The organism is Nonomuraea sp. NPDC049655 (assembly GCF_044465465.1).
Taxonomy (GTDB): Bacteria; Actinomycetota; Actinomycetes; order Streptosporangiales; family Streptosporangiaceae; genus Nonomuraea.
Genome location: NZ_JBITLS010000010.1, coordinates 121,442 through 139,112, shown reverse-complemented (window position 1 = coordinate 139,112; position 17,671 = coordinate 121,442). Strand labels below are relative to the sequence as shown.

The window sequence follows — 17,671 nt, the reverse complement described above, 5'->3', positions numbered from 1 at the left end:
CATGCAGACACAGACGGGCGACGACCTGATGGCGCGCATCCTCGCCCGCCCCGCCGACGACGAGGCCCGCGGCCAGGCCGCCAACGACCTGCTCAACGAGCTGTTCGACGGCTATCCCGTCGAGAACCTGCGCGTCCTGCTGCGCAGCGGCGACGACGACGCCGTGCAGACCGGCGCCTGGCTGCTGTCGGAGCTGGGCGAGCCGGCCGAGCCGCTGCTGGACGAGGTCCCCGCCCTGCTGGCCCACCCGCGGACCCAGGTGCGGTTCTTCGCCGTCGAGTTCGTGCTGCTCGCCGCGGACGAGCGGCACGCCGGCGTCATCGCCCAGACCCTCGCCCTGAGCCGGACGTCCGACACCGCCATCCGGTGGAAGGTCCTGCACTTCCTGGCGATGGCCTCGACCGAACAGCTCATGGCGGGGCTGTCCCGGCTGGCCGACCCCGAGGTCGGACGGCTCGCGGCCGGGCTGGTCGCCGCCGACACCGAGGACCCCGACCCGGGCGAGGTCGTCGCCGCGCTGGAGGGCGACGACCCGGTGGCCCGGCTGTTCGCCGCGGCGATCGCGACGCGCATGGCCGAGGACGACGCGGCGTTGCTGCGGCTCGCCGCCAGGGTGAAGGACGAGGAGGTCAGTTCGTTCGCGCAGTGGCAGCTCATGCGGCTCCAGGGCTAGCGCGCACGCCTCAGCGGCCGTCGAGGAGGAGCGGCGGCAGGATCAGCAGCCAGAAGACGGCGACGGCCGCGCAGCTGATCAGGGTGCGGGCGAGGCGTGACGGGGCTCGCCGTCGGCGCGCCGGCGTGTCCACGGCCCTGGTCACCGCGGCTCGGACGCGGAGCCCAGGTTCTGCTCCAGCCGTTCGATGCGCTCGATGAGCGGCTGCAACTGCTGCCGCACCGCCACGGCCAGCGCCTGCGCCGGATCGCCGGCGGCCGACGTCTGGGCGCGCAGGTGCACGTAGCCGGCCAGGGCCGCCGTCACGGCCCGGCGGACCAGGCGGGACTCGGCGCCCAGCGCCCGCAGGACCTGGCCGGCGGTGCCGTCGGGCTCGGTGATCAGCCCCAGCAGCAGGTGTTCGCAGCCGACGTAGTTGTGGCCCATCGCGGTCGCCTCGGTGACCGTCAGTTCGAGGGCGCCGGCGGCGGCGTCGCTGAAGTGCACCGCCGAGTTCCCGCCGGCCCCGCCTTCCTCGACGGCCGGCCGCCGGTCCAGGTCGCGCTGGACCTGGGCGGGGTCGAGGTCGACGGCTCTGAGCACGTGCAGCGCCAGGTTCTGCCCCTCGGCCAGCATCCCGGCCAGCAGGTGCCCGGTGCCGACGGCCGGCGCCGCGTCGGCGCGGGCCCGGTCGATGGCCAGCTTGACGACCGTGCGGGCGCGGTCGGTGAAGCGCGGCAGCCGTTCGGCCAGGTCGCCGGCGTCCAGTTCGCCGAGGGCGGTCTGGCGGATGGCGGTGATCCTGCGCACCGCCTGCTCCAGCGCGCGCTGGCAGATCGCCGACACCGGGACGCCGGCGGCCTTGACCGCCTCGGCCAGCTCGTCGGGAAGGTACACGTTGATCTTCGGCATGGCGACGCCTTTCCAGCCTTGGGGGTATCGGCGGGTTACCTTCTACCTATACACCCATAGGGGTTAGGTGTTACAGGCTTTATGCCCCCACGGAAATTGCCCTCGGCGGCCTGGCCGTGCGCCGCGCCCTCCGCCGTACCGGCTGACCGGCCGGTACGAGGCGCACGTCAGCGGACGGGCGGATCCCACCAGGTCAGGTTGGCGGCGGCCTGGGACACCGGTTCGATGATCTCCCACGCCTCGGCGATGCGGCCGCCGTCCAGGCGCCAGATGTCCACGACCACGATCTCCGGGCCGCCGTCCGGCGCCTGGCGGCGCGAGTGCATCACGACGTGGTCGCCGTCGGCCAGCACGTGGTCGATCTCCACCCGCATGCCGGCCAGCGGGACGAGCGCGGCACGCACGGCGCCGAGCCATTCCGTCTTGGTCGAGGCCGCCGAACCGGGCCGGTGGTGGCGGAAGTCGTCGCTCAGCAGGGGCGCGAGCGCGTCGACGTCGCCCGTCCCGATCAGTTCCGTCAGCGCGCGCTGCACGATGGCCTTGTTGTCGTTCGTCATGGGGACACTCTGGACGGCCCTGCCGGGGATGTCGATGAAAGGGGATTTCATGGCGGACGTCCAGTAGTCTCGGCGGCCATGCGGACTGTCGGGGACATGTTGCGGCAATGGCGGCACCGCCGGCGGCTCAGCCAGCTCGATCTCGCGCTCGCCGCCGGCGTCTCGGCCCGGCACGTGAGCCTGGTGGAGACCGGTAAGTCCAACCCGAGCGCCGAGATGATCCTGCGGCTGGCCGGCCGGCTGGACGTACCGCTGCGGGAGCGCAACCGGCTGCTGCTCGCCGCCGGCTTCGCCCCGCGGTACGCCGAGCGGCCGCTCACCGGGGACGCGCTGTCGACGGCCGGGGAGGCGATCGCGCGGGTGCTGCGCGCCCACGAGCCGTACCCGGCGGTCGTCCTCGACCGCCGGTGGAACATCGTGATGAGCAACCGGGCCATCGACCCGTTCCTCGTGGACGTCGCGCCCGACCTGCTGCGCGCGCCGGTCAACATCGTCCGGCTGGGGCTGGAGCGCGGCGGGCTCGCGCCCCGGATCGTCAACCTGCCCGAGGTGCGCGCGGTGCTCCGGGCCAGGATCTCACGCCAGCTCGCCGTCGCCCCCGACGCCGAGCTGCAGGCGATCTACGAGGAGCTGCTCGCGCCGGGCTTCGAGGAGGCGGGCCGGTCGGCCGGGTCGGAGGTCACCGTCCCGATGATCTTCCGGTTCGGCGACGCCGAACTGCGGCTGTTCTCGACCACCACCACGTTCGGCACCCCGATGGACATCACGCTGGACGAGATCTCGATCGAGTCGTACTACCCGGCCGACGCCGAGACCGCCGCCTATTTCGTGAAGTTCGGCGCGGAGGTGCTGGCGGGGGAGTGACCGCGTGGGCGGGTTCTCCCGGTACGGACCGGGCGCCCCCGATCGGCGATGACGAACGTCATCGCCGATCGTCCACTTCCGCATCTGCCGGTCGGACGGCGGCGCGGCGGAGACTTTCCGGCGACGGCGACTTCGTGCCCCCTTCGGATCCTCTCGGGGAAAAGGGGCCTCGAAGCCTGAGCACTCCGGAAGGGAACACTCCGATGAGCAAGGTCATCTGCGCCCACGCGGTGTCGGTCGACGGCTTCATCACCGGCCGCGACCCCGGCGCCGGGCGCGGCCTCGGCGACGCGTCCATGCTGTTCGACTGGTACTTCGACGGCGACACCCCCAGCCAGGTCTTCGACGGGTTCAAGCTGAGCGCGCCCAGCGCCCGGCTCTTCGACGCCCTGGCCGCCCGCGTCGGCGCGATCGTCGCCGGACGCCGCACCTACGACGACTCCGACCACTTCGGCGGCGGCAGCCCCCACCCGGGCGTCCGGCTGATCGTCCTCAGCCACCGCCCGGCGCCGGAGATCACCGGCCGCCAGACGCTGGTCACCACCGGCGTCCACGACGCGATCGCCGCCGCCCGCGAGGCCGCCGGCGGCAAGGACGTCGGCCTCATGGGCGGCGGCGTGGTCACCGAGGCGCTGCGGGCGGGCCTGGTCGACGAGGTCGTCCTGCACCAGGTGCCCGTCCTGCTCGGCGGCGGCCGGCCGTTCTTCGGTGAGCTGCCGGAGCACGTACGCCTGCGCCTGGTCGAGGCCGTGCCCGCGCCGGGCGTGACCCACCTGCGCTACGAGGTGGCCCGATGATCCTCGTCACCGGAGGGCTCGGCATGATCGGCGCGCACACCGCCCGCGCGCTCGCCGACCTCGGACGCCGGGTCGTCGTCACCGCGCACCGCCGGACCGAGGTCCCCTCGTTCCTGGCCGGCCGGGTCGCCGTGGAGCCGCTGGACGTCACCGACCGGGACGCCTTCCTGGCCCTGGCCGCCCGCCACGACGTCGGCGACATCGTCCACCTGGCCGGCGGCATCCCCGGCGCGGACCCGGTGGACTTCTTCCGCGCGGACACCACCGGCCTGCTCAACGCGCTGGAGGTGGCGCGGACCAGGGGCGTGCGCAGGTTCGCCGTCGCGAGCAGCCTGGGCGTCTACGCCGGGCGGCCGGAGACCCGGTGGCACGAGGAGCTGCCGCTGCCCGCCGCGGACCTGCCGCACCCGATCGTCGCCCTCAAGAAGGCCGCCGAGCCCCTGACCACGCACGGCCTCCAGGGCAGCGGGGTCCAGCCGGTCGTGCTCAGGATCGGCAGCGTGTGGGGGCCGCTCATGGACCCGGAGTCGCCGTTCAACCACATCCCGCCGTACGTCGGCGCCGCCCTGCGGGGCGAGCGGCCGCCGCCGCTGCACGCCGGCGACGGCGGCGACACCTGCTACGCGCCCGACGCCGGGCGCGCGATCGCCCTGCTGATGACCGCGCGAGCCCTGCCGCACACCGTCTACAACGTCTCCAGCGGCCGGCCGTTCACCAACCGCGACCTCGCCGACGCCGTACGGGCGGCCGTCCCCGGCTCCCGGCCCGGCCTCCTGCCCGGACGATCCGGCACTGACGGGGACGACCCCTGCCTCGACATCGCCCGGCTCACCCGCGACACCGGCTTCGAGCCGGCCTTCGACCTGGCCGCGGCGGTCGCCGACTACGTCGCCTGGCGCGCCCGCGACCCCCGCTAGCGCGACCGGGCGAGCAGCCCGGGGTCAGACCACCTCGAAGGTGCTCATCATGGCCATGTCCTCGTGTTCGAGGTTGTGGCAGTGCAGGACGTACCGGCCTCGGTAGCCGGTGAAGCGGGTGATGATCTCCACGGTCTGCGCCTCCCGCAGCTCGACGGTGTCCTTCCACTCCGGCGGGCCGTCCGGCCGTTCGCCGCCGACCGAGAGCACCTGGAAGGGCGCCAGGTGCAGGTGCACGGGGTGGGCGACGTCGCTGGTCACCCGCCAGATCTCGACCTGGCCGAGCTTGGGCCGGGCATCGACGCGGCGCACGTCGAAGGGCTTGCCGTTGATCAGCCAGCCGGTGTGGCCGCGCAGGTCGCCGCTGCTGAACTCGAAGTCGCGGGTCACCGCGGCCGCGGCGGGGTCGAGGCGTTCGACGGTGGACAGGACCTTGGGGATCGCCGAGTCGTCGCGGGCGTCGCGCTCGACGGTGAACCGCATCACCCGGGCCTGCGGCCCTTCCCCGAGCAGGTTGCGCAGCTCGACGTGGTCGCCGACCCGGTAGGCGGCGAAGTCCACGATCACGTCCGCGCGTTCCCCGGGCGCCAGCCGTATGCGCTGGAGCGGACGCGGCGCCGCCAGCAGGCCGCCGTCGCTGCCGATCTGGGTCAGGGTGCCGCCGGGCGACAGGGCCAGCTCGTACGTGCGGGCGTTGGAGGCGTTGAGCAGCCGCAGCCGGTGGCGGGCGCGGTCCACGCCGAGCCGCGGCCAGGGCGCGCCGTTGACCAGGATGACGTCCCCCAGCACGCCGCCCATGAACGCCTCGCGGGCGCCGGGGCCGTCCTGCCTGCCGGGGTAGGGCATCGTCCCGTCGGCCTGGAAGGCGCGGTCGCAGATCAGCAGCGGCACGTCCCGATCGCCGGAGGGGAGCGGCAGCCGGTCCTGCTCGTCGTCGTCCACGATGAAGAAGCCGGCCAGTCCGCGCCAGACCTGCGGCCCGGTGTGGTCCATGCGGTGGTCGTGGTACCACAGCGTGGCCGCGCGCTGCTCCAGCGGGAAGACGTGGTCGCGGTGCGCGCCCGGCTGGACCAGGTCGGTGGGGAAGCCGTCGGACTCGGGCGGGGTGTGCCCGCCGTGCAGGTGGGTGACCGTCGGAGCGGGCAGGCGGTTGCCGACGCGCACGACGGTCCGGCGGCCGGAGCGCGCCCGGATGGTGGGGCCGGGGAACTGCCCGTCGTACCCCCAGACCGGGGTGCGCAGGCCCGGCAGGATCTCCACCTCGGCCGGGCGCTGGAGGAGTTCGTAGTAGTCGGCGCCCGCGTCCGTCCTGGCCGGTCTGGCCACGGCGGGCCGCGGGAGCGGCACGGCGTACGGCGCGGGCAGCGGCGCCTGGCTGGTCATCAGCTGGGGCAGCGGCGTGCGGGTCAGCAGCGAGCAGCCCGAGACGCCCGAGACGCCCAGCGCCGCGCCCACGCCGAGCAGCCGCAGCGCCTGCCGCCTGGTCATGCCGGTCATGCCGGTCATGCCGACGTCGTCCGGAGGCGGCCGGCGGACCAGACCCGCGCGGTCTGCACCATGCTGCCGCCGAACATCAGCACGCCGAGCGGCACGTGCACGCCCTTCACGTGCGCCATGCCCAGCGCCATCTGGACCAGCGTCGCCACCAGCATGCCGACGGCGGCCAGGATGGCCGCCCGCTGCTTGGTCATCACCGCGGCGACCAGGTACAGCAGCACGGTGGCCGCGACGGCCAGCGCCGTGGCGCTGTGGGCGGCCCGGCCGCCCGGCGAGCTGAGCAGCAGCCCGGCGGTGACGGCCTGCAGCAGCAGGGCGACGGTCTGCGCGGCGAGCGCGATACGCAGGAACATGACGGTTCTCCTAACGGGACGAGGTCGAGGGACGGGCGGCGACCGCGGCGACGACGACCGGCACGAAGGCGGCCGGCGCGGCGGCGCCGGAAGCCGGCCGGCGCGGCAGGTCGCGACCGGCGAGCGCCAGCCCGAAGGTGGTCAGGATGGCCAGGGTCATCGCGCTCTGCATGACCGGCTCGTTGACCTTCATCATCGTGGTGTGGAAGGTCAGGCGCACGTCCAGCGGCACGGCGCCGAACGTGGGCACCACGTCGGCGGCGCCGTATCCGAACGCGCCCGCGAGCAGCCCGGTCGCCGGTAGCGCGGCGCCCTGGAGGTACCTGACTCGGGTTCTCATGTCTGGTAATCGTCGTCGGGCCGGGGCTCCGTGGCGTCCCACCGGCGGACTCATCTGCCGCTACCCCAGCGGGATCAAATGCCGGCCGCGTCTACGACGACGGATGTAGTGCCGCGCTACCGCGCCGTACGGACCGGCGCCGCAAAAGGCCCGTGACCAGGGCGTTGCTGGTCACGGGCCGGGGTGTACGCGGGGCCGTCAGGCGTCGCAGAACCAGCCGTTCTCGACCCAGCCGTTGGCGTTGACGTCGCCGTAGGCGAAGCCGTACACCCATTCCTTGTAGGCGCCGTCGAAGCCCTTGACGGTGAAGGTCTGGCCCCGGTGGAGGGTGCCGACGAAGTCGCGGACCATCAGGTCGTCCGCGCACACCGTCAGCCGGCGGCCGACGTCGTCCGCCCCCGCGTACGGGTACGGTCCGGCGGCCTGGGCCACCCCGCCGCTCACGGCGAGCACCGCCGCCAGCGTGCCCGCGCCGACGATGAGCCGTGCGATGTGCTTGCGCGTTTTCATCGAAACCGGTCGTCCTCTCGGTCTTCGGGAATCTCCGTGCGGCAAGCTACCCGGCCAGGCCGAAAAATGGGGGGTTTCCGATATTTCCGGGCGTTAACGAAGGTAGGAGGCGCCGTTGAGGTCGAGGACGGTGCCGCTGGCCCATTCGGCCGCCGGTGAGGCCAGGTAGAGCACGGCGGCGGCGATCTCGTCCGCCTCCCCGACCCGGCCGAACGGGCTCTGCGCGCGGATCGCGTCCCCCGCGGGCGGTTTGAGGTGCTCGGTGGTCATGTCCGTCGCCACGAAGCCGGGGGCCACGGCGGCGACCGCGATGCCGTGCGGCGCGAGGGCGACGGCCAGCGACTGGCTCATCGCGTTCAGACCCGCCTTGCTGGCCCCGTAACCGGGGGCGTCGGGCTCGCCGCGGAAGGCGCCGCGGGAGCTGACGTTGACGATGCGGCCGCCGGCGCGCATGTGGCGCAGGGCGCACCAGGCCAGGTTCGCCGGGCCCATCAGGTTCACCTCGAACGCCTGGCGCCAGGCGGCCTGCCACTCCTCGTACGACGTCGTGGTGATGGGGTGGAGATGGTAGACGCCCGCGTTGTTGACCAGGACGTCGAGCCCGCCCAGCGCCCCCGCCGCCTCGTCGGCCATGCGCCGCACGCCCTCGGCGTCGGCCAGATCGGCCTGGACGACGACGTGCCCCGAGCCGGCCAGCTCGCCCAGCACGCCTTCGGCCGCCCGCGCCGAGTCGCGATGGTGGACCGCGACCCGGTCACCCTGGGCGGCGAACGCGATCGCCACCGCCCTGCCGATGCCCCTGGACGCTCCCGTGACGAGTACCGCGCGACCGCTCACCCGCCGCACCCTAGCAGCCGCCCGCCGAAGGCTTCCGCGGGCCCCGCAGGCGCCGGGTCAGCCGCCGTGTTCGGCCCAGTCGTGCAGGGCGTCGACGGTGCCGGAGGCGTCGAGGTTGAGCGCCGCCTCGATCAGCGCCAGATGCGTGAACGCCTGCGGGTAGTTCCCCGCCATGTGCCCGTCGCCGGTCATCTCCTCGGCGAACAGCCCGAGCGGCTCGGCCCGCGCGCACAGCGTCTCGAACCGGTCGCGGGCCTCGGCCGTCCGGCCGGCCAGCACCAGCGCCGAGACCATCTCGAACGAGCACATCAGGAACGCCCCCTCCGGCCCGTCCACGCCGTCGCGGGTGGTCTCGGGGTCGTAGCGGTGCACGAGCGCGCCGCCCTCGCCCAGGCGGGCCTGGATGTGGTCGAGGGTGCCGAGCACGCGGGGGTCGTCGCCGTCCAGGAAGCCGAGCAGCGGCAGCCGCAGCAGCGAGCCGTCGGCCTGGTCGGACCCGTAGGACTGGGTGAAGGCGCCGACGTCGGCGTTGTAGCCGCGCTCCAGCAGCTCGGCGCGGACGGCCGCGCGCTCGGCCCGCCACTGCGCCAGGGGCAGGCCGGGCTCGCCGGTCGCCTCCGCCAGCCGGACCGCGCGGTCGAAGCAGACCCAGGCGTACAGCTTGGAGTAGGTCCAGTGACGTTCGCCGCCGCGCACCTCCCAGATGCCGGCGTCCGGCTCCCGCCACCGCTCGCGGGCCCGCTCCACCAGCCGCCACAACACCGGGCCGCCGCTCAGCTCACCGGTCACGCCGTGGTAGGCCATGGCCGCGTCCAGGATGTGGCCGTAGCCGTCGAGCTGGTGCTGACCCGCGGCGCCGTTGCCGATCCGCACCGGACGCGAGCCCGCGTACCCCTCCAGATGGCCGAGGACGGTCTCGCCGGCGACCGGCCCGCCGCCGACGCCGAAGACCGGCGGCAGGTCGCCCTCGTGGATCGCGCACTGGCCGAGCAGGAACGTCAGGTAGCGGCCCGCCTCCTCGCGATGGCCCAGGCGCAGCAGCGCCAGCACCATGAGCGCGGCGTCGCGGTGCCACACGTAGCGGTAGTCCCAGTTGCGCTGCCCGCCGAGCCATTCCGGCAGCGACGTCGTGGGCGCCGCGAGCAGCCCGCCGCTCTCGTCGAACAGCAGCCCGCGCAGCACGACCGCGCTGTGCCGCACCTGCCGCGCCCCCACCCCGTCGTAGGCCGACCGCGACGACCACGACCGCCACGACCGCACGGTGTCGGCCAGCAGCCGCTCGGGGGCGCTGACGGGCGCGTGCCCCTGACCCGCGTAGTCGAGCGCGACCGCCCACGACTCGCCCGCGCCGAGCGTGGTCTCGGCCATCGGCCGTGCCGTCGGCCCGTCGGCCACCCCTTCCGTCACCCCTGCCATGCCGGTCAGCAGCAGGCCGGACTCCTCGGCCAGCACGCCGTCGCGCGGCGTCCAGCGGGCCTCGCGGGTGGCGTAGTCGGGCCTGGCCAGCACCCGCGAGCGCACGACCGCCCGCCCCCGCTCGCACCTGGCCCACCGCACCAGCAGCCGGACGGGCACCACGCCGCTGCCGCCCGTCCCCGGCGGCGACATGGCGAAGAAGTCGTGCACCACGACCTCGCAGTCGCGGCCGACCCAGCGGGTGCGCAGCACCAGCGTCTCCTCGACGTAGCCGCGCTCCTCGACCCGCGCGCCGGCCACGTCGAACTCCCACGCCCCGCCGAGCCGCCGGTCGAGGATGCGCGCGAACACGCTCGGGCCGTCGAAGCGCGGCGCGCACATCCACTCCACCGCCCCGCCGGGCGCGACCAGTGCCGCCGTGTGACAGTCCGACAGGAACGCGTACGCCCCGATCGGTGGAAATCCCCCGGCCATCCGTGCACCCCGTACCTCTTCATCGCGCCCCCCGTGCCGGGTTGCCCGATGTCGCCGCAGGTTAAACGGGGTGCGCGGGCAGCCGCCGGTCGAGCAGGAGCGCGCCGCGGCCCGGCAGCAGGGAGGCGCACCACTCGCGCAGCGCGGCCGGCCGGGGGCCGCCGACGTCGGCGGTGTCGAGCAGGTCGGCCCAGTCGAGCAGCGACTCGGCCAGCATGAGCGGCACCCCGCTGCGTTCGTGCACCTCGGCGGCGGCCTCGAAGTGCTCGCTCGCCCGCGCCGGGTCGCCCATCGTCACGCACAGGTGGGCCAGGTAGTGGTGGCCGCAATGGTGGGCGACCGTGCCGTGGCCGAACGTCTCGCCGTCGGCGGCCAGCGACGCGTACAGCCGCTCGGCCAGCTCGGGACGGCGCAGCCGCGCGGCGGCCACGGCCAGGTTGTCCAGGGCGGGCCGGTGGGCCATGTTGCGCGGCGGCACGCCGCCGCGGTCGGCCAGGATGCGGTCGAGCAGCGGCCCGGCCTCCTCGTCGCCCATCTCGCACAGGTAGCGCAGTACGGCGTGCACCGGATCGACGCGCGGCGCCTGGGCGGCGCGGCGCAGCCGGTCGCGCAGCTCCCACAACCGGCCCTGCAGCCGGCGGATCTCGGAGATCTGCTCGGAGTAGATGGCCACGGCCTCCAGGCGGCGGCCGATCTCGGTGCCGAGCCGCATGGCCGACAGCGCCTCGGTCTCGGCCTGGGCCAGGTCGCCCTGCATGAGCGTCAGGCCCGCCCTGGAGTAGCCGATCAGCCAGTTGAGCTGCGGCTGGGCCAGCCGGCGGGCCAGCTCGTCGGCCTGGTCGAGCAGTGTCGCGGCGCGCGCGGTGTCGCCGCTGTCCAGCACCGGCGGGGTGCGCTGGACGTAGGCGTGGAACAGCGCCAGGTCGTCGCCCGTGCGGCGGGCCGCCTCCAGCATCTCGTCGCCGTCGCGGTGGCGCTGGTGCAGCGGGTCGGCCGGGATGATCGTCAGGCTGCGCATGCCGAGCACGCTGGCCAGCGTGCGCGGGTCGCCCGACTTGCGGGCCAGCGCCACCGCCTCGTCGCTCAGCGCGAAGCGCCGCTCGCCGTCGGGCGCCCAGATCAGCTCGGAGGCGAGCAGGGCGGCCAGCAGCGCCCGGGTGCTGAGGTCGGTCGAGTCGACCAGCTTGCGCGCCTCGGTCAGCAGCGCGATGCGGCGCTGGTCGGGGGCGGCGGAGATGCTGGAGAAGCCGCGGTCGCCGCCGAGCGCGGCCACCACGATCAGGTCGTCGCGCCCGCACTCCCTGGCCAGCTCGGCGGCCTGGTGCAGGGTCTCGCGCGCCTCCGGGTGCCCGGCCAGCCACATCGCCCGGCCGCAGTCCATCAGCAGCTCGGCACGCCGTTCCGGGGAGGCGCCGGGGAAGTCCGCCAGCAGGCCGAGCACCCGCTGGTACCAGGTGACCGCCTCGCGGTGGGCCAGCCCGGCCAGCGCGTGGCGGGCCGCCTGCACGCCCGCCTCGGCGGCCTCGGCCGTCCGGCGCGGGTCGCGGCCGTGCTCGGCGGCGGCCAGCAGATGGGTGGCCACGACGTACGGGCGCGACTTCATGGCCTGCGGGTCGGCCTGGCACAGGGCGTCGGCGACCCGGCCGTGCAGCAGCCCGGCGCGGGGGGCCGACAGCGTGGCGTACAGGGCGGTGCGGGTCAGCTCGTGGGAGAACTGGCACTGGCCGCCGTCGGCCATGGTCACCAGGCCCGCGCCCATGGCCTCCTCGACGGCGGCGACGAAGCGCGCCTCGTCCAGGCCGAGGCCCAGGCGCAGCGCGGCCGACTCCATGCGCTCGCCCACGGCCAGGAGGCTGACCAGGTCGCGGGCGTCGGGGTGGAGCTGCGCCAGACGCGCCCGGACCATGCGGGTGACCGAGTCGGGGACGGTCAGCGCGTCGAGGTCGGCGCCCGCCGCCAGCTCTCTGGCCACCTCGGTGACCAGGAACGCGTTCCCGCCGGTGATCCGGTACAGCAGCTCGGGGTCGCCGTCGCTGCGCACCTCCGACAGGGCCCGGCTGACCTCGTCCATGCCGAAGGAGGAGACCTGCACCAGGCGGCCGCCGGCGGTCAGCTTGTGCAGCTCGGGCATCGCCGACTCGACGGGCACCGGGCGCGAGGTGGCCAGGATCAGCAGCGGCAGCGAGTCGGCGTCCCACATCAGGGAGTGCAGCATCTGCAGCGACTCCAGCGTCGCCCACTGCAGGTCGTCGATCACCAGCAGCACCGGCCGCACGGTGGCCAGGCGCTCGATGAGCGTGCGGGCCGCGGCCATCAGGTGGTAACGCTCGGAGACCGGCTCGGTGGCGGGCGGGACGGCCAGCGACAGCGGGGGAGCGGCCAGCGAGGGCGCCAGCCGGACGAGCTGCCCGCACTGCTGGTCGACCCCGGCCCGCAACAACAGCGCCGGCGAGGTGCGGGCCAGCCGCTCGACCGCCCCGGCGATCGGCTCGTACGCCTGCCGCGCCGGATCGGTGCACCGCCCCGCCAGCACGGTGAACTGCCGCTTGAGCGCCCGCCGCGCCACGACCGAGGCCAGCCGGGTCTTGCCGACCCCCGGATCGCCCTGCAGGATCACCAGCCCGCTGCCGAACTCGGCCGCCCCCAGCTCCTCCTCCAGCGCCCGCAGCTCCTCGTCCCGGCCGACGAACGGCAGCACGTGCCCGCTGTCCAGCCAGGGCGCCAGCCCGCCGGCATGCTGGTTGTCGGCGCTCTGCCAGTGGAGCTCGTAGGTGTGCATCGGCTCCCGCAGGCCCTTGCCCGGCAGCCGGCCCAGGTCTTTGAACTCGTGCCGGCTGCGGCCCTGGGCCAGGCGGCGCACCAGGTCGGTGCAGAGCACCTGGCCGCCCTCGGCCACCGCGACCAGCCGGGCCGCCTCGACCGTGGGCAGCCCGCTGACGTCGTCGGCGCCCCAGCACACGTCGCCCGCCGCCAGCGCGGCCCTGATCGAGATCTTCTCCAGCGCCCGCTCGTTCTCGGCCGCGACGGCCTGCTCGACGGCGATGACCGCGTCGAGCCCGGCCGTGGCCGAGCCGAACACCGCCATCAGCCCGTCGCCCAGGCTCTTGGTGAACGTCGAGCCGCTGGCCGTCACCACCGAGTGCAGGAGCTGGTAGAGCCGGCGGAAGACGACGTTCGCGCGTTCCTCGCCCAGCCTGATCCGCAGGGCTGTGGAGCTGACCACGTCGGTGAACAGGATGGTGGCCGTGGTCAGCGTGCCCGGCTCGTGCGGGGTGCTCACGCGGGTGGTCCCTCCTTCCGCACGGGGGCCCTGGCCGTCTTGCCCACGCCCTTCCGCACGCCCTTGCGGACGCTGTGGCGGAGCCTGCGCGTGCGGCGCGCCGTCTTCGACTGCCGGACGCGCCACTGGGCGGCCAGCTCCTCGGGGATCTGGAAGGCGGCGTGGCCGCCCGAGTAGCGGTCGATCATGGCGATGACGATGTGCTTGCCCGCCCGGCGCACCAGCCAGCGCACCACCGCGTCGACCGGGCCCATCAGGCGGCCGTACCGGTTGCCGGCCCTGGCCGCGGCGAACAGCGCGTTGAACCACCACGCCGGCGGCGGCACGTCGAGCAGCGCCGGGACCTGGGCGGCGTTGTAGCGGGCGTCGCGGAAGACCCAGTGCACCAGGCTGCGCGGCAGCTTGCGCCAGCCCAGGTGCATGAACTCCTCCATCTCCGCCAGCAGCACGGCCATCAGCCTGCGGCCCTCGTCGCTCGACTCGTACAGGCGGCCGAGCCGTTCGCTGACCGGCGGCACGTCGTCGAGGGTGAGCGGCCGGTCGCGGCACGCCTCGACGCCCATGAGGTGGCCGAAGACGCTCCACGTGTACAGGTGGGCGGCCTTGTCGTCGTCGCTGAGGCGCACCCCCATGCTCTCCAGAGCCTCCCACGTGACGACCGAGAAGTCGAAGATGGTGGCCAGCAGCAGTTCCTGGTTGACCGGCGGGCCGAACCTGGCGGTGTCCCAGTCGTCGCCGAAGTGCTCGGTGGCCAGCGCGCGCACGAACGAGTGCAGGATGCGCAGCCCGATCGCCGTCGTGTGCCCGGGACGGCCCGGCCGCAGGCTGTCGGTGGCCTTCAGGCCCATGACGTCCACCAGCATCTGGCCGGTCTCGGCGACCCGGCGGGTGAGGCTGTGCGTCGCCAGGTCGGAGACGCCGGCCAGCACCTTGGCGCTGGAGATCTCGACGTAGGCCATGGGCAGGCACTTGCAGAACAGCGCGACCGACTGGTACAGCCCGTAGTCGGAGAAGACGGCCTGGCCGCGGGCCAGCAGCTCGGCGTCCTGGCCCCACTCGGGCAGGTCCTTGTCGAAGTCGATGGCGTCGAAGATGGCCGAGGGGCCGGTCTCGCCCGAGGGCGCCCGCGCCTCCCGCTTGGCCCGGCCGAGCTCCACCACGACCGCGCGCAGCAGGGACAGCGCGTTCTCCCCTTCGGGCCTGGTCTCCAGGTAGCCGGCCACGATCTTGTCGATGTCCGGGTCGGCCTGCTGCCGTAACTGCCGGAACCGTTCCGCCGGCCAGCGCTCGGCGGGGGCGTTGTCGTGCTCGTTCATGTTCGGCGTACTCCAGATCCGGTCAGAGACCTCCGCGTTTGCGCAGCGCCTCGACGTCCAGCAACGTGATGGTCCGCCCCTTCATGGCGATGAGGCCGCGGGCGGCGAGCGACTGCAGGGCCCGGTTGACCGCCGGGCGGGACGCGCCGATCAGCGCGGCGAGGTCCGACTGGGTCAGCCCCGGCATGTCCACGACCGGGCCCTGGGTCTGGCCGCGCTTGACCGACAGTTGCAGCAGCAGCTTGGCCAGGCGCCCGCCCAGGTCGAGGAAGGCCAGGTCGGCGGCCTGCCCGGTGAGCCTGCGCACCATCTGCCCGAGCATGCGCAGGAACTCGTCGGCGAGCCCGGGATGCTCCCGCATCAGCTCCAGCAGCCGCGCCCTGGGCAGCGCGAAGATCCAGCAGGGGCGTACGGCGATGATCGACGCCGACCGCGGCGAGTCGTCCAGCAGCGCCATCTCGCCGAAGGTCTCCGCCCGGCCCAGCATGTTGAGCACGATCTCGTCGCCGTGCTCGGTGGTGAAGACGACCTTCACCAGGCCGTCGAGCAGCACGTACAGGGATTCGCCCGGATCGCCCTGGTGCAGGATGATCTGCCCGTTGCGGTATCTGCGCGCCACCCCGGCGCGCACGGTGCCGGTGATCCCGGCCGGTCCGAGCACACGGAACAGCGGGACCTCCGCCAGCACGGCGGCGACCGCCTGGACGTCGTGTGGAACCGCCCCGCTGCTGGCGCTCATGGAAGAACTTTAGGACGCGAACGCCGATCGGGCAGTAAGTGGTAAGCGATCTCCCGAATGTGACGAGCGCCACACCCGCACTGTGTCGTCCGCGACAGTGCGCGAAGGCCGCCGGGAGCACCGTTGGGGGGCCGGTCGAACGAGGTTGACCCCCGAGGACCCCGGCCGGCGGGGAGACGATGATGCAGTTGGATACGTTGGAGCGCCGCGACACCGCCACCCTCGTGTCGGACGCCCAGGAGGGCGACGCCCAGGCGTGGGAGCGGCTGGTCGAGGAGTTCACGCCGATGCTGCGGTCGAGGATCCGGCGCTTCCGGCTCGGCCACGAGGACGCCCAGGACGTGCTCCAGACCACCTGGTTGCTGGCCTGGCAGAACCTCAAGAGCGTCGAGGACCCCCAGCGCATGCCCGGCTGGCTGGCCACGATCGCCTTCCGCGAGTGCCTGAAGCTGACCAGGCGCACCCGGGAGATCTGCACGCCCGACCTCGACACGCTCGGCAGCACGGACGACGTGGACAGGGAACTGGCCAGGATCTGGCTGGCCGGCACGCTGGAGGAGCTGGTCGAGGAGCTGCCCGCGGCCCAGCGCGTGCTGTTTCGAGCACTCACGGAAACCTCCGAGCCGCACTACGTGGACGTCGCCCGCCGGCTGGGCCGGCCGGTCGGCAGCATCGGCCCCACCCGCGCCCGCTGCTTCGCCAGGCTGCGCGGGCTGCTGCAGGACCGCGAGATCACCAGGGACTTCCTGGACTGAGTCCTAGTTTCCTGACCGGTCAAGAGGGATCGCCTCCAGGAAGGGCTCGAAGTCGAAGCGCGCCATCTCGTAGGCGTCGGGATCGGTCTCCTCGGGGAAGGCGTACATCGTGCGCCGCGTCCCGGGGAGCAGCCGGTCGGCCCGCGGCGCCTCGGGGACCGGCTCCGGCAGCGCGCCGCGGGCCGTCTCCGCCTCCAGGGCCGCGGTGAGCTCCGGCCCGAACGGCGGGTCGTAGAGCGCGCCCACCCGCTGGTAGGTGCGGAAGTAGCCGACGATGAAGCGCATGCGGTCGGGGTAGGACACCCAGTCGGTCACCCCGGTCGTGGCCTGCTCGACGTCGTCCGGGATGAACTCCTCGGCGAGCTTGCGCACCTTCTCGTTCCTGATCGGCCGCCAGGCGAGCGCCATGTCCACGCCCGGCGGCGGGGCCAGCGGCCGGCCGACCCTGACGTCGCTGAGCGGCGTGCGCACGGCGAACAGGTGACGGGTGTACAGCGAGGACCACTTGGCCTCCAGCACGCGCGTCAGCCACGGCTGGTCCTCGTGCCGGGCGCTGAACAGCGGGAAGCGCGGGTAGGGCCGCCGGGTCACCAGCGAGCGCAGCGACCGCCACGACATCCGGGTCAGCCACCGCACCGGCCGGTACAGCACCAGCTCCAGAGCCTTCTGCGCGCGCTTCTGCTCGTACGCCGACAGCGCCACACTGGCCCCGAACATCAGCTCGGCCCGCTCGTCGGGGTCGGTGGCCGCGTGCGCCTGCCGCAGCAGCAGGGCGGCGTCCCGCAGGTAGCGCTCGTCGGCCTCCTCCAGCAGCCCGGACAGGAACTCCGGCGGCATCGGCGTGTTCTCCGACTCCGGGCTCACCTTGACGTAGCAGTCGGGCGTGCCGTTCCACAGGTTGGCCGCCAGGCTGGCGGTCTCCAGGAAGATCGCCCGGTTGGCCAGCGCCAGCCCGAGCCGGTAGCTGGGGCCGAGCAGGGTCAGCAACATGGCGCGGAACAGGCGGCGCAGGCGGGCGGGCACGTGCAGCCGGTCGCCGAAACCGGTCAGGAAGGGCGAGCCCGGAGTCAGGTCGAGGCTCTCGGCGACCGCCTTGGAGGTCCATTTGGCGTAGCAGTACCAGTTGGTCGCGTCCTGGCCCAGGTGCTGGGCGAGGTCCCCGGCGACACGGTGGTAGCCATGGGCGATGACCATGGCCTCAAGCGCAGGGTTCCTGTCCTTGCAGGCGGCGATGCGCAGCACGTCGTCCGCCGTCATCGGAGCGCCTGGCGCAAGCGCTTGTTCCACTTCGGACATGAGGTCTCCCGTCAGTGGTCCCCCCTGGGACCGTCGATCCTCACCGGGTCAGAGCGTGTCCGGTGACGTGAGATACAGGGCGGCGGTCCCGCTTTCCCCGTGACCGCCGCCCGGAGCGTAGGGCGGGTGACTTGCGGTGCGGTTGCAGGGCGATCCGAG

Annotated in this window: 18 protein-coding genes; 5 read left to right on the top strand and 13 right to left on the bottom strand. The window is 73.8% G+C overall.

The window, feature by feature from the left end; translation table 11 throughout:
* Position 1 precedes the first annotated feature (1 nt).
* A complete protein-coding gene (locus ACIBQ6_RS30325; protein WP_358285659.1) occupies positions 2 to 673 on the top strand; it encodes a hypothetical protein in 672 nt (223 codons plus the stop codon).
* Positions 674 to 683: 10 nt separating this feature from the next.
* Here the strand turns inward: ACIBQ6_RS30325 and ACIBQ6_RS30320 are convergent, their stop codons facing one another.
* The 3 genes from ACIBQ6_RS30320 to ACIBQ6_RS30310 form a co-directional block, all read right to left on the bottom strand.
* Positions 684 to 818, bottom strand: coding sequence for a hypothetical protein (locus tag ACIBQ6_RS30320; RefSeq protein ID WP_397216028.1), 135 nt, complete (start codon positions 816 to 818; stop codon positions 684 to 686).
* Complete coding sequence (locus ACIBQ6_RS30315) at positions 815 to 1,564, bottom strand: Clp protease N-terminal domain-containing protein (RefSeq protein WP_397216026.1); 750 nt, start codon at positions 1,562 to 1,564, stop codon at positions 815 to 817. Before ACIBQ6_RS30315 ends, ACIBQ6_RS30320 begins: the two co-directional genes overlap by 4 nt.
* Before the next feature lie 167 nt (positions 1,565 to 1,731).
* Entirely contained in the window at positions 1,732 to 2,121 is a 390-nt protein-coding gene (locus ACIBQ6_RS30310; RefSeq protein ID WP_358285666.1) for a nuclear transport factor 2 family protein, read from the bottom strand.
* A gap of 78 nt (positions 2,122 to 2,199) precedes the next feature.
* Here ACIBQ6_RS30310 and ACIBQ6_RS30305 point away from each other — a divergent pair, with 78 nt between their 5' ends.
* From ACIBQ6_RS30305 to ACIBQ6_RS30295, 3 genes are all read left to right on the top strand, one after another.
* Positions 2,200 to 2,985, top strand: coding sequence for a helix-turn-helix domain-containing protein (locus ACIBQ6_RS30305; protein WP_397216024.1), 786 nt, complete (start codon positions 2,200 to 2,202; stop codon positions 2,983 to 2,985).
* 203 nt (positions 2,986 to 3,188) lie between these two features.
* Entirely contained in the window at positions 3,189 to 3,782 is a 594-nt protein-coding gene (locus ACIBQ6_RS30300) for a dihydrofolate reductase family protein (protein ID WP_358285670.1), read from the top strand.
* On the top strand, positions 3,779 to 4,699 hold the full coding sequence (locus tag ACIBQ6_RS30295) for an NAD-dependent epimerase/dehydratase family protein (protein WP_397216022.1): 921 nt from the start codon (positions 3,779 to 3,781) through the stop codon (positions 4,697 to 4,699). The genes ACIBQ6_RS30300 and ACIBQ6_RS30295 overlap by 4 nt, the downstream gene beginning before the upstream one ends.
* Before the next feature lie 24 nt (positions 4,700 to 4,723).
* Here ACIBQ6_RS30295 and ACIBQ6_RS30290 read toward each other — a convergent pair whose 3' ends face one another.
* From ACIBQ6_RS30290 to ACIBQ6_RS30250, 9 genes are all read right to left on the bottom strand, one after another.
* On the bottom strand, positions 4,724 to 6,205 hold the full coding sequence (locus ACIBQ6_RS30290) for a multicopper oxidase family protein (protein ID WP_358285675.1): 1,482 nt from the start codon (positions 6,203 to 6,205) through the stop codon (positions 4,724 to 4,726).
* Positions 6,202 to 6,549 carry a hypothetical protein gene (locus tag ACIBQ6_RS30285; RefSeq protein WP_358285677.1) on the bottom strand — a complete coding sequence of 116 codons (348 nt, stop codon included), beginning with the start codon at positions 6,547 to 6,549 and terminating at the stop codon, positions 6,202 to 6,204. The genes ACIBQ6_RS30290 and ACIBQ6_RS30285 overlap by 4 nt, the downstream gene beginning before the upstream one ends.
* Before the next feature lie 10 nt (positions 6,550 to 6,559).
* Positions 6,560 to 6,889, bottom strand: coding sequence for a hypothetical protein (locus tag ACIBQ6_RS30280; protein ID WP_397216019.1), 330 nt, complete (start codon positions 6,887 to 6,889; stop codon positions 6,560 to 6,562).
* A gap of 198 nt (positions 6,890 to 7,087) precedes the next feature.
* A complete protein-coding gene (locus ACIBQ6_RS30275) occupies positions 7,088 to 7,399 on the bottom strand; it encodes a hypothetical protein (protein ID WP_397216017.1) in 312 nt (103 codons plus the stop codon).
* A gap of 93 nt (positions 7,400 to 7,492) precedes the next feature.
* Positions 7,493 to 8,236 carry an SDR family NAD(P)-dependent oxidoreductase gene (locus ACIBQ6_RS30270; protein ID WP_397216015.1) on the bottom strand — a complete coding sequence of 248 codons (744 nt, stop codon included), beginning with the start codon at positions 8,234 to 8,236 and terminating at the stop codon, positions 7,493 to 7,495.
* A 57-nt stretch (positions 8,237 to 8,293) separates the two neighbouring features.
* A complete protein-coding gene (locus tag ACIBQ6_RS30265) occupies positions 8,294 to 10,126 on the bottom strand; it encodes a glycoside hydrolase family 15 protein (RefSeq protein WP_397216013.1) in 1,833 nt (610 codons plus the stop codon).
* 61 nt (positions 10,127 to 10,187) lie between these two features.
* On the bottom strand, positions 10,188 to 13,406 hold the full coding sequence (locus tag ACIBQ6_RS30260; protein ID WP_397216011.1) for an ATP-binding protein: 3,219 nt from the start codon (positions 13,404 to 13,406) through the stop codon (positions 10,188 to 10,190).
* The gene (locus ACIBQ6_RS30255) at positions 13,403 to 14,722 is read right to left on the bottom strand and encodes an oxygenase MpaB family protein (protein ID WP_358285689.1); all 1,320 of its coding nucleotides are present in this window, start codon (positions 14,720 to 14,722) and stop codon (positions 13,403 to 13,405) included. Before ACIBQ6_RS30255 ends, ACIBQ6_RS30260 begins: the two co-directional genes overlap by 4 nt.
* A gap of 22 nt (positions 14,723 to 14,744) precedes the next feature.
* Complete coding sequence (locus tag ACIBQ6_RS30250) at positions 14,745 to 15,461, bottom strand: Crp/Fnr family transcriptional regulator (protein WP_358285691.1); 717 nt, start codon at positions 15,459 to 15,461, stop codon at positions 14,745 to 14,747.
* Positions 15,462 to 15,649: 188 nt separating this feature from the next.
* On the opposite strand from ACIBQ6_RS30250, the gene ACIBQ6_RS30245 reads away from it, so the two are divergent.
* Positions 15,650 to 16,216, top strand: coding sequence for a sigma-70 family RNA polymerase sigma factor (locus ACIBQ6_RS30245; RefSeq protein WP_352327786.1), 567 nt, complete (start codon positions 15,650 to 15,652; stop codon positions 16,214 to 16,216).
* Between the two features lie 3 nt (positions 16,217 to 16,219).
* Here the strand turns inward: ACIBQ6_RS30245 and ACIBQ6_RS30240 are convergent, their stop codons facing one another.
* Complete coding sequence (locus ACIBQ6_RS30240; RefSeq protein ID WP_397216008.1) at positions 16,220 to 17,473, bottom strand: hypothetical protein; 1,254 nt, start codon at positions 17,471 to 17,473, stop codon at positions 16,220 to 16,222.
* Positions 17,474 to 17,671 lie beyond the last annotated feature (198 nt).

What these genes read in the sequence shown, in the direction of transcription:
- ACIBQ6_RS30290 (WP_358285675.1), bottom strand. Translation starts at nt 6,205, where the DNA reads ATGACCGGCATGACCGGCATGACCAGGCGGCAGGCGCTGCGGCTGCTC.
- ACIBQ6_RS30315 (WP_397216026.1), bottom strand. Translation starts at nt 1,564, where the DNA reads ATGCCGAAGATCAACGTGTACCTTCCCGACGAGCTGGCCGAGGCGGTC.
- ACIBQ6_RS30240 (WP_397216008.1), bottom strand. Translation starts at nt 17,473, where the DNA reads ATGACGGCGGACGACGTGCTGCGCATCGCCGCCTGCAAGGACAGGAAC.
- ACIBQ6_RS30300 (WP_358285670.1), top strand. Translation starts at nt 3,189, where the DNA reads ATGAGCAAGGTCATCTGCGCCCACGCGGTGTCGGTCGACGGCTTCATC.
- ACIBQ6_RS30255 (WP_358285689.1), bottom strand. Translation starts at nt 14,722, where the DNA reads ATGAACGAGCACGACAACGCCCCCGCCGAGCGCTGGCCGGCGGAACGG.
- ACIBQ6_RS30285 (WP_358285677.1), bottom strand. Translation starts at nt 6,549, where the DNA reads ATGTTCCTGCGTATCGCGCTCGCCGCGCAGACCGTCGCCCTGCTGCTG.
- ACIBQ6_RS30280 (WP_397216019.1), bottom strand. Translation starts at nt 6,889, where the DNA reads ATGAGAACCCGAGTCAGGTACCTCCAGGGCGCCGCGCTACCGGCGACC.
- ACIBQ6_RS30275 (WP_397216017.1), bottom strand. Translation starts at nt 7,399, where the DNA reads ATGAAAACGCGCAAGCACATCGCACGGCTCATCGTCGGCGCGGGCACG.
- ACIBQ6_RS30250 (WP_358285691.1), bottom strand. Translation starts at nt 15,461, where the DNA reads ATGAGCGCCAGCAGCGGGGCGGTTCCACACGACGTCCAGGCGGTCGCC.
- ACIBQ6_RS30295 (WP_397216022.1), top strand. Translation starts at nt 3,779, where the DNA reads ATGATCCTCGTCACCGGAGGGCTCGGCATGATCGGCGCGCACACCGCC.
- ACIBQ6_RS30325 (WP_358285659.1), top strand. Translation starts at nt 2, where the DNA reads ATGCAGACACAGACGGGCGACGACCTGATGGCGCGCATCCTCGCCCGC.
- ACIBQ6_RS30265 (WP_397216013.1), bottom strand. Translation starts at nt 10,126, where the DNA reads ATGGCCGGGGGATTTCCACCGATCGGGGCGTACGCGTTCCTGTCGGAC.
- ACIBQ6_RS30310 (WP_358285666.1), bottom strand. Translation starts at nt 2,121, where the DNA reads ATGACGAACGACAACAAGGCCATCGTGCAGCGCGCGCTGACGGAACTG.
- ACIBQ6_RS30305 (WP_397216024.1), top strand. Translation starts at nt 2,200, where the DNA reads ATGCGGACTGTCGGGGACATGTTGCGGCAATGGCGGCACCGCCGGCGG.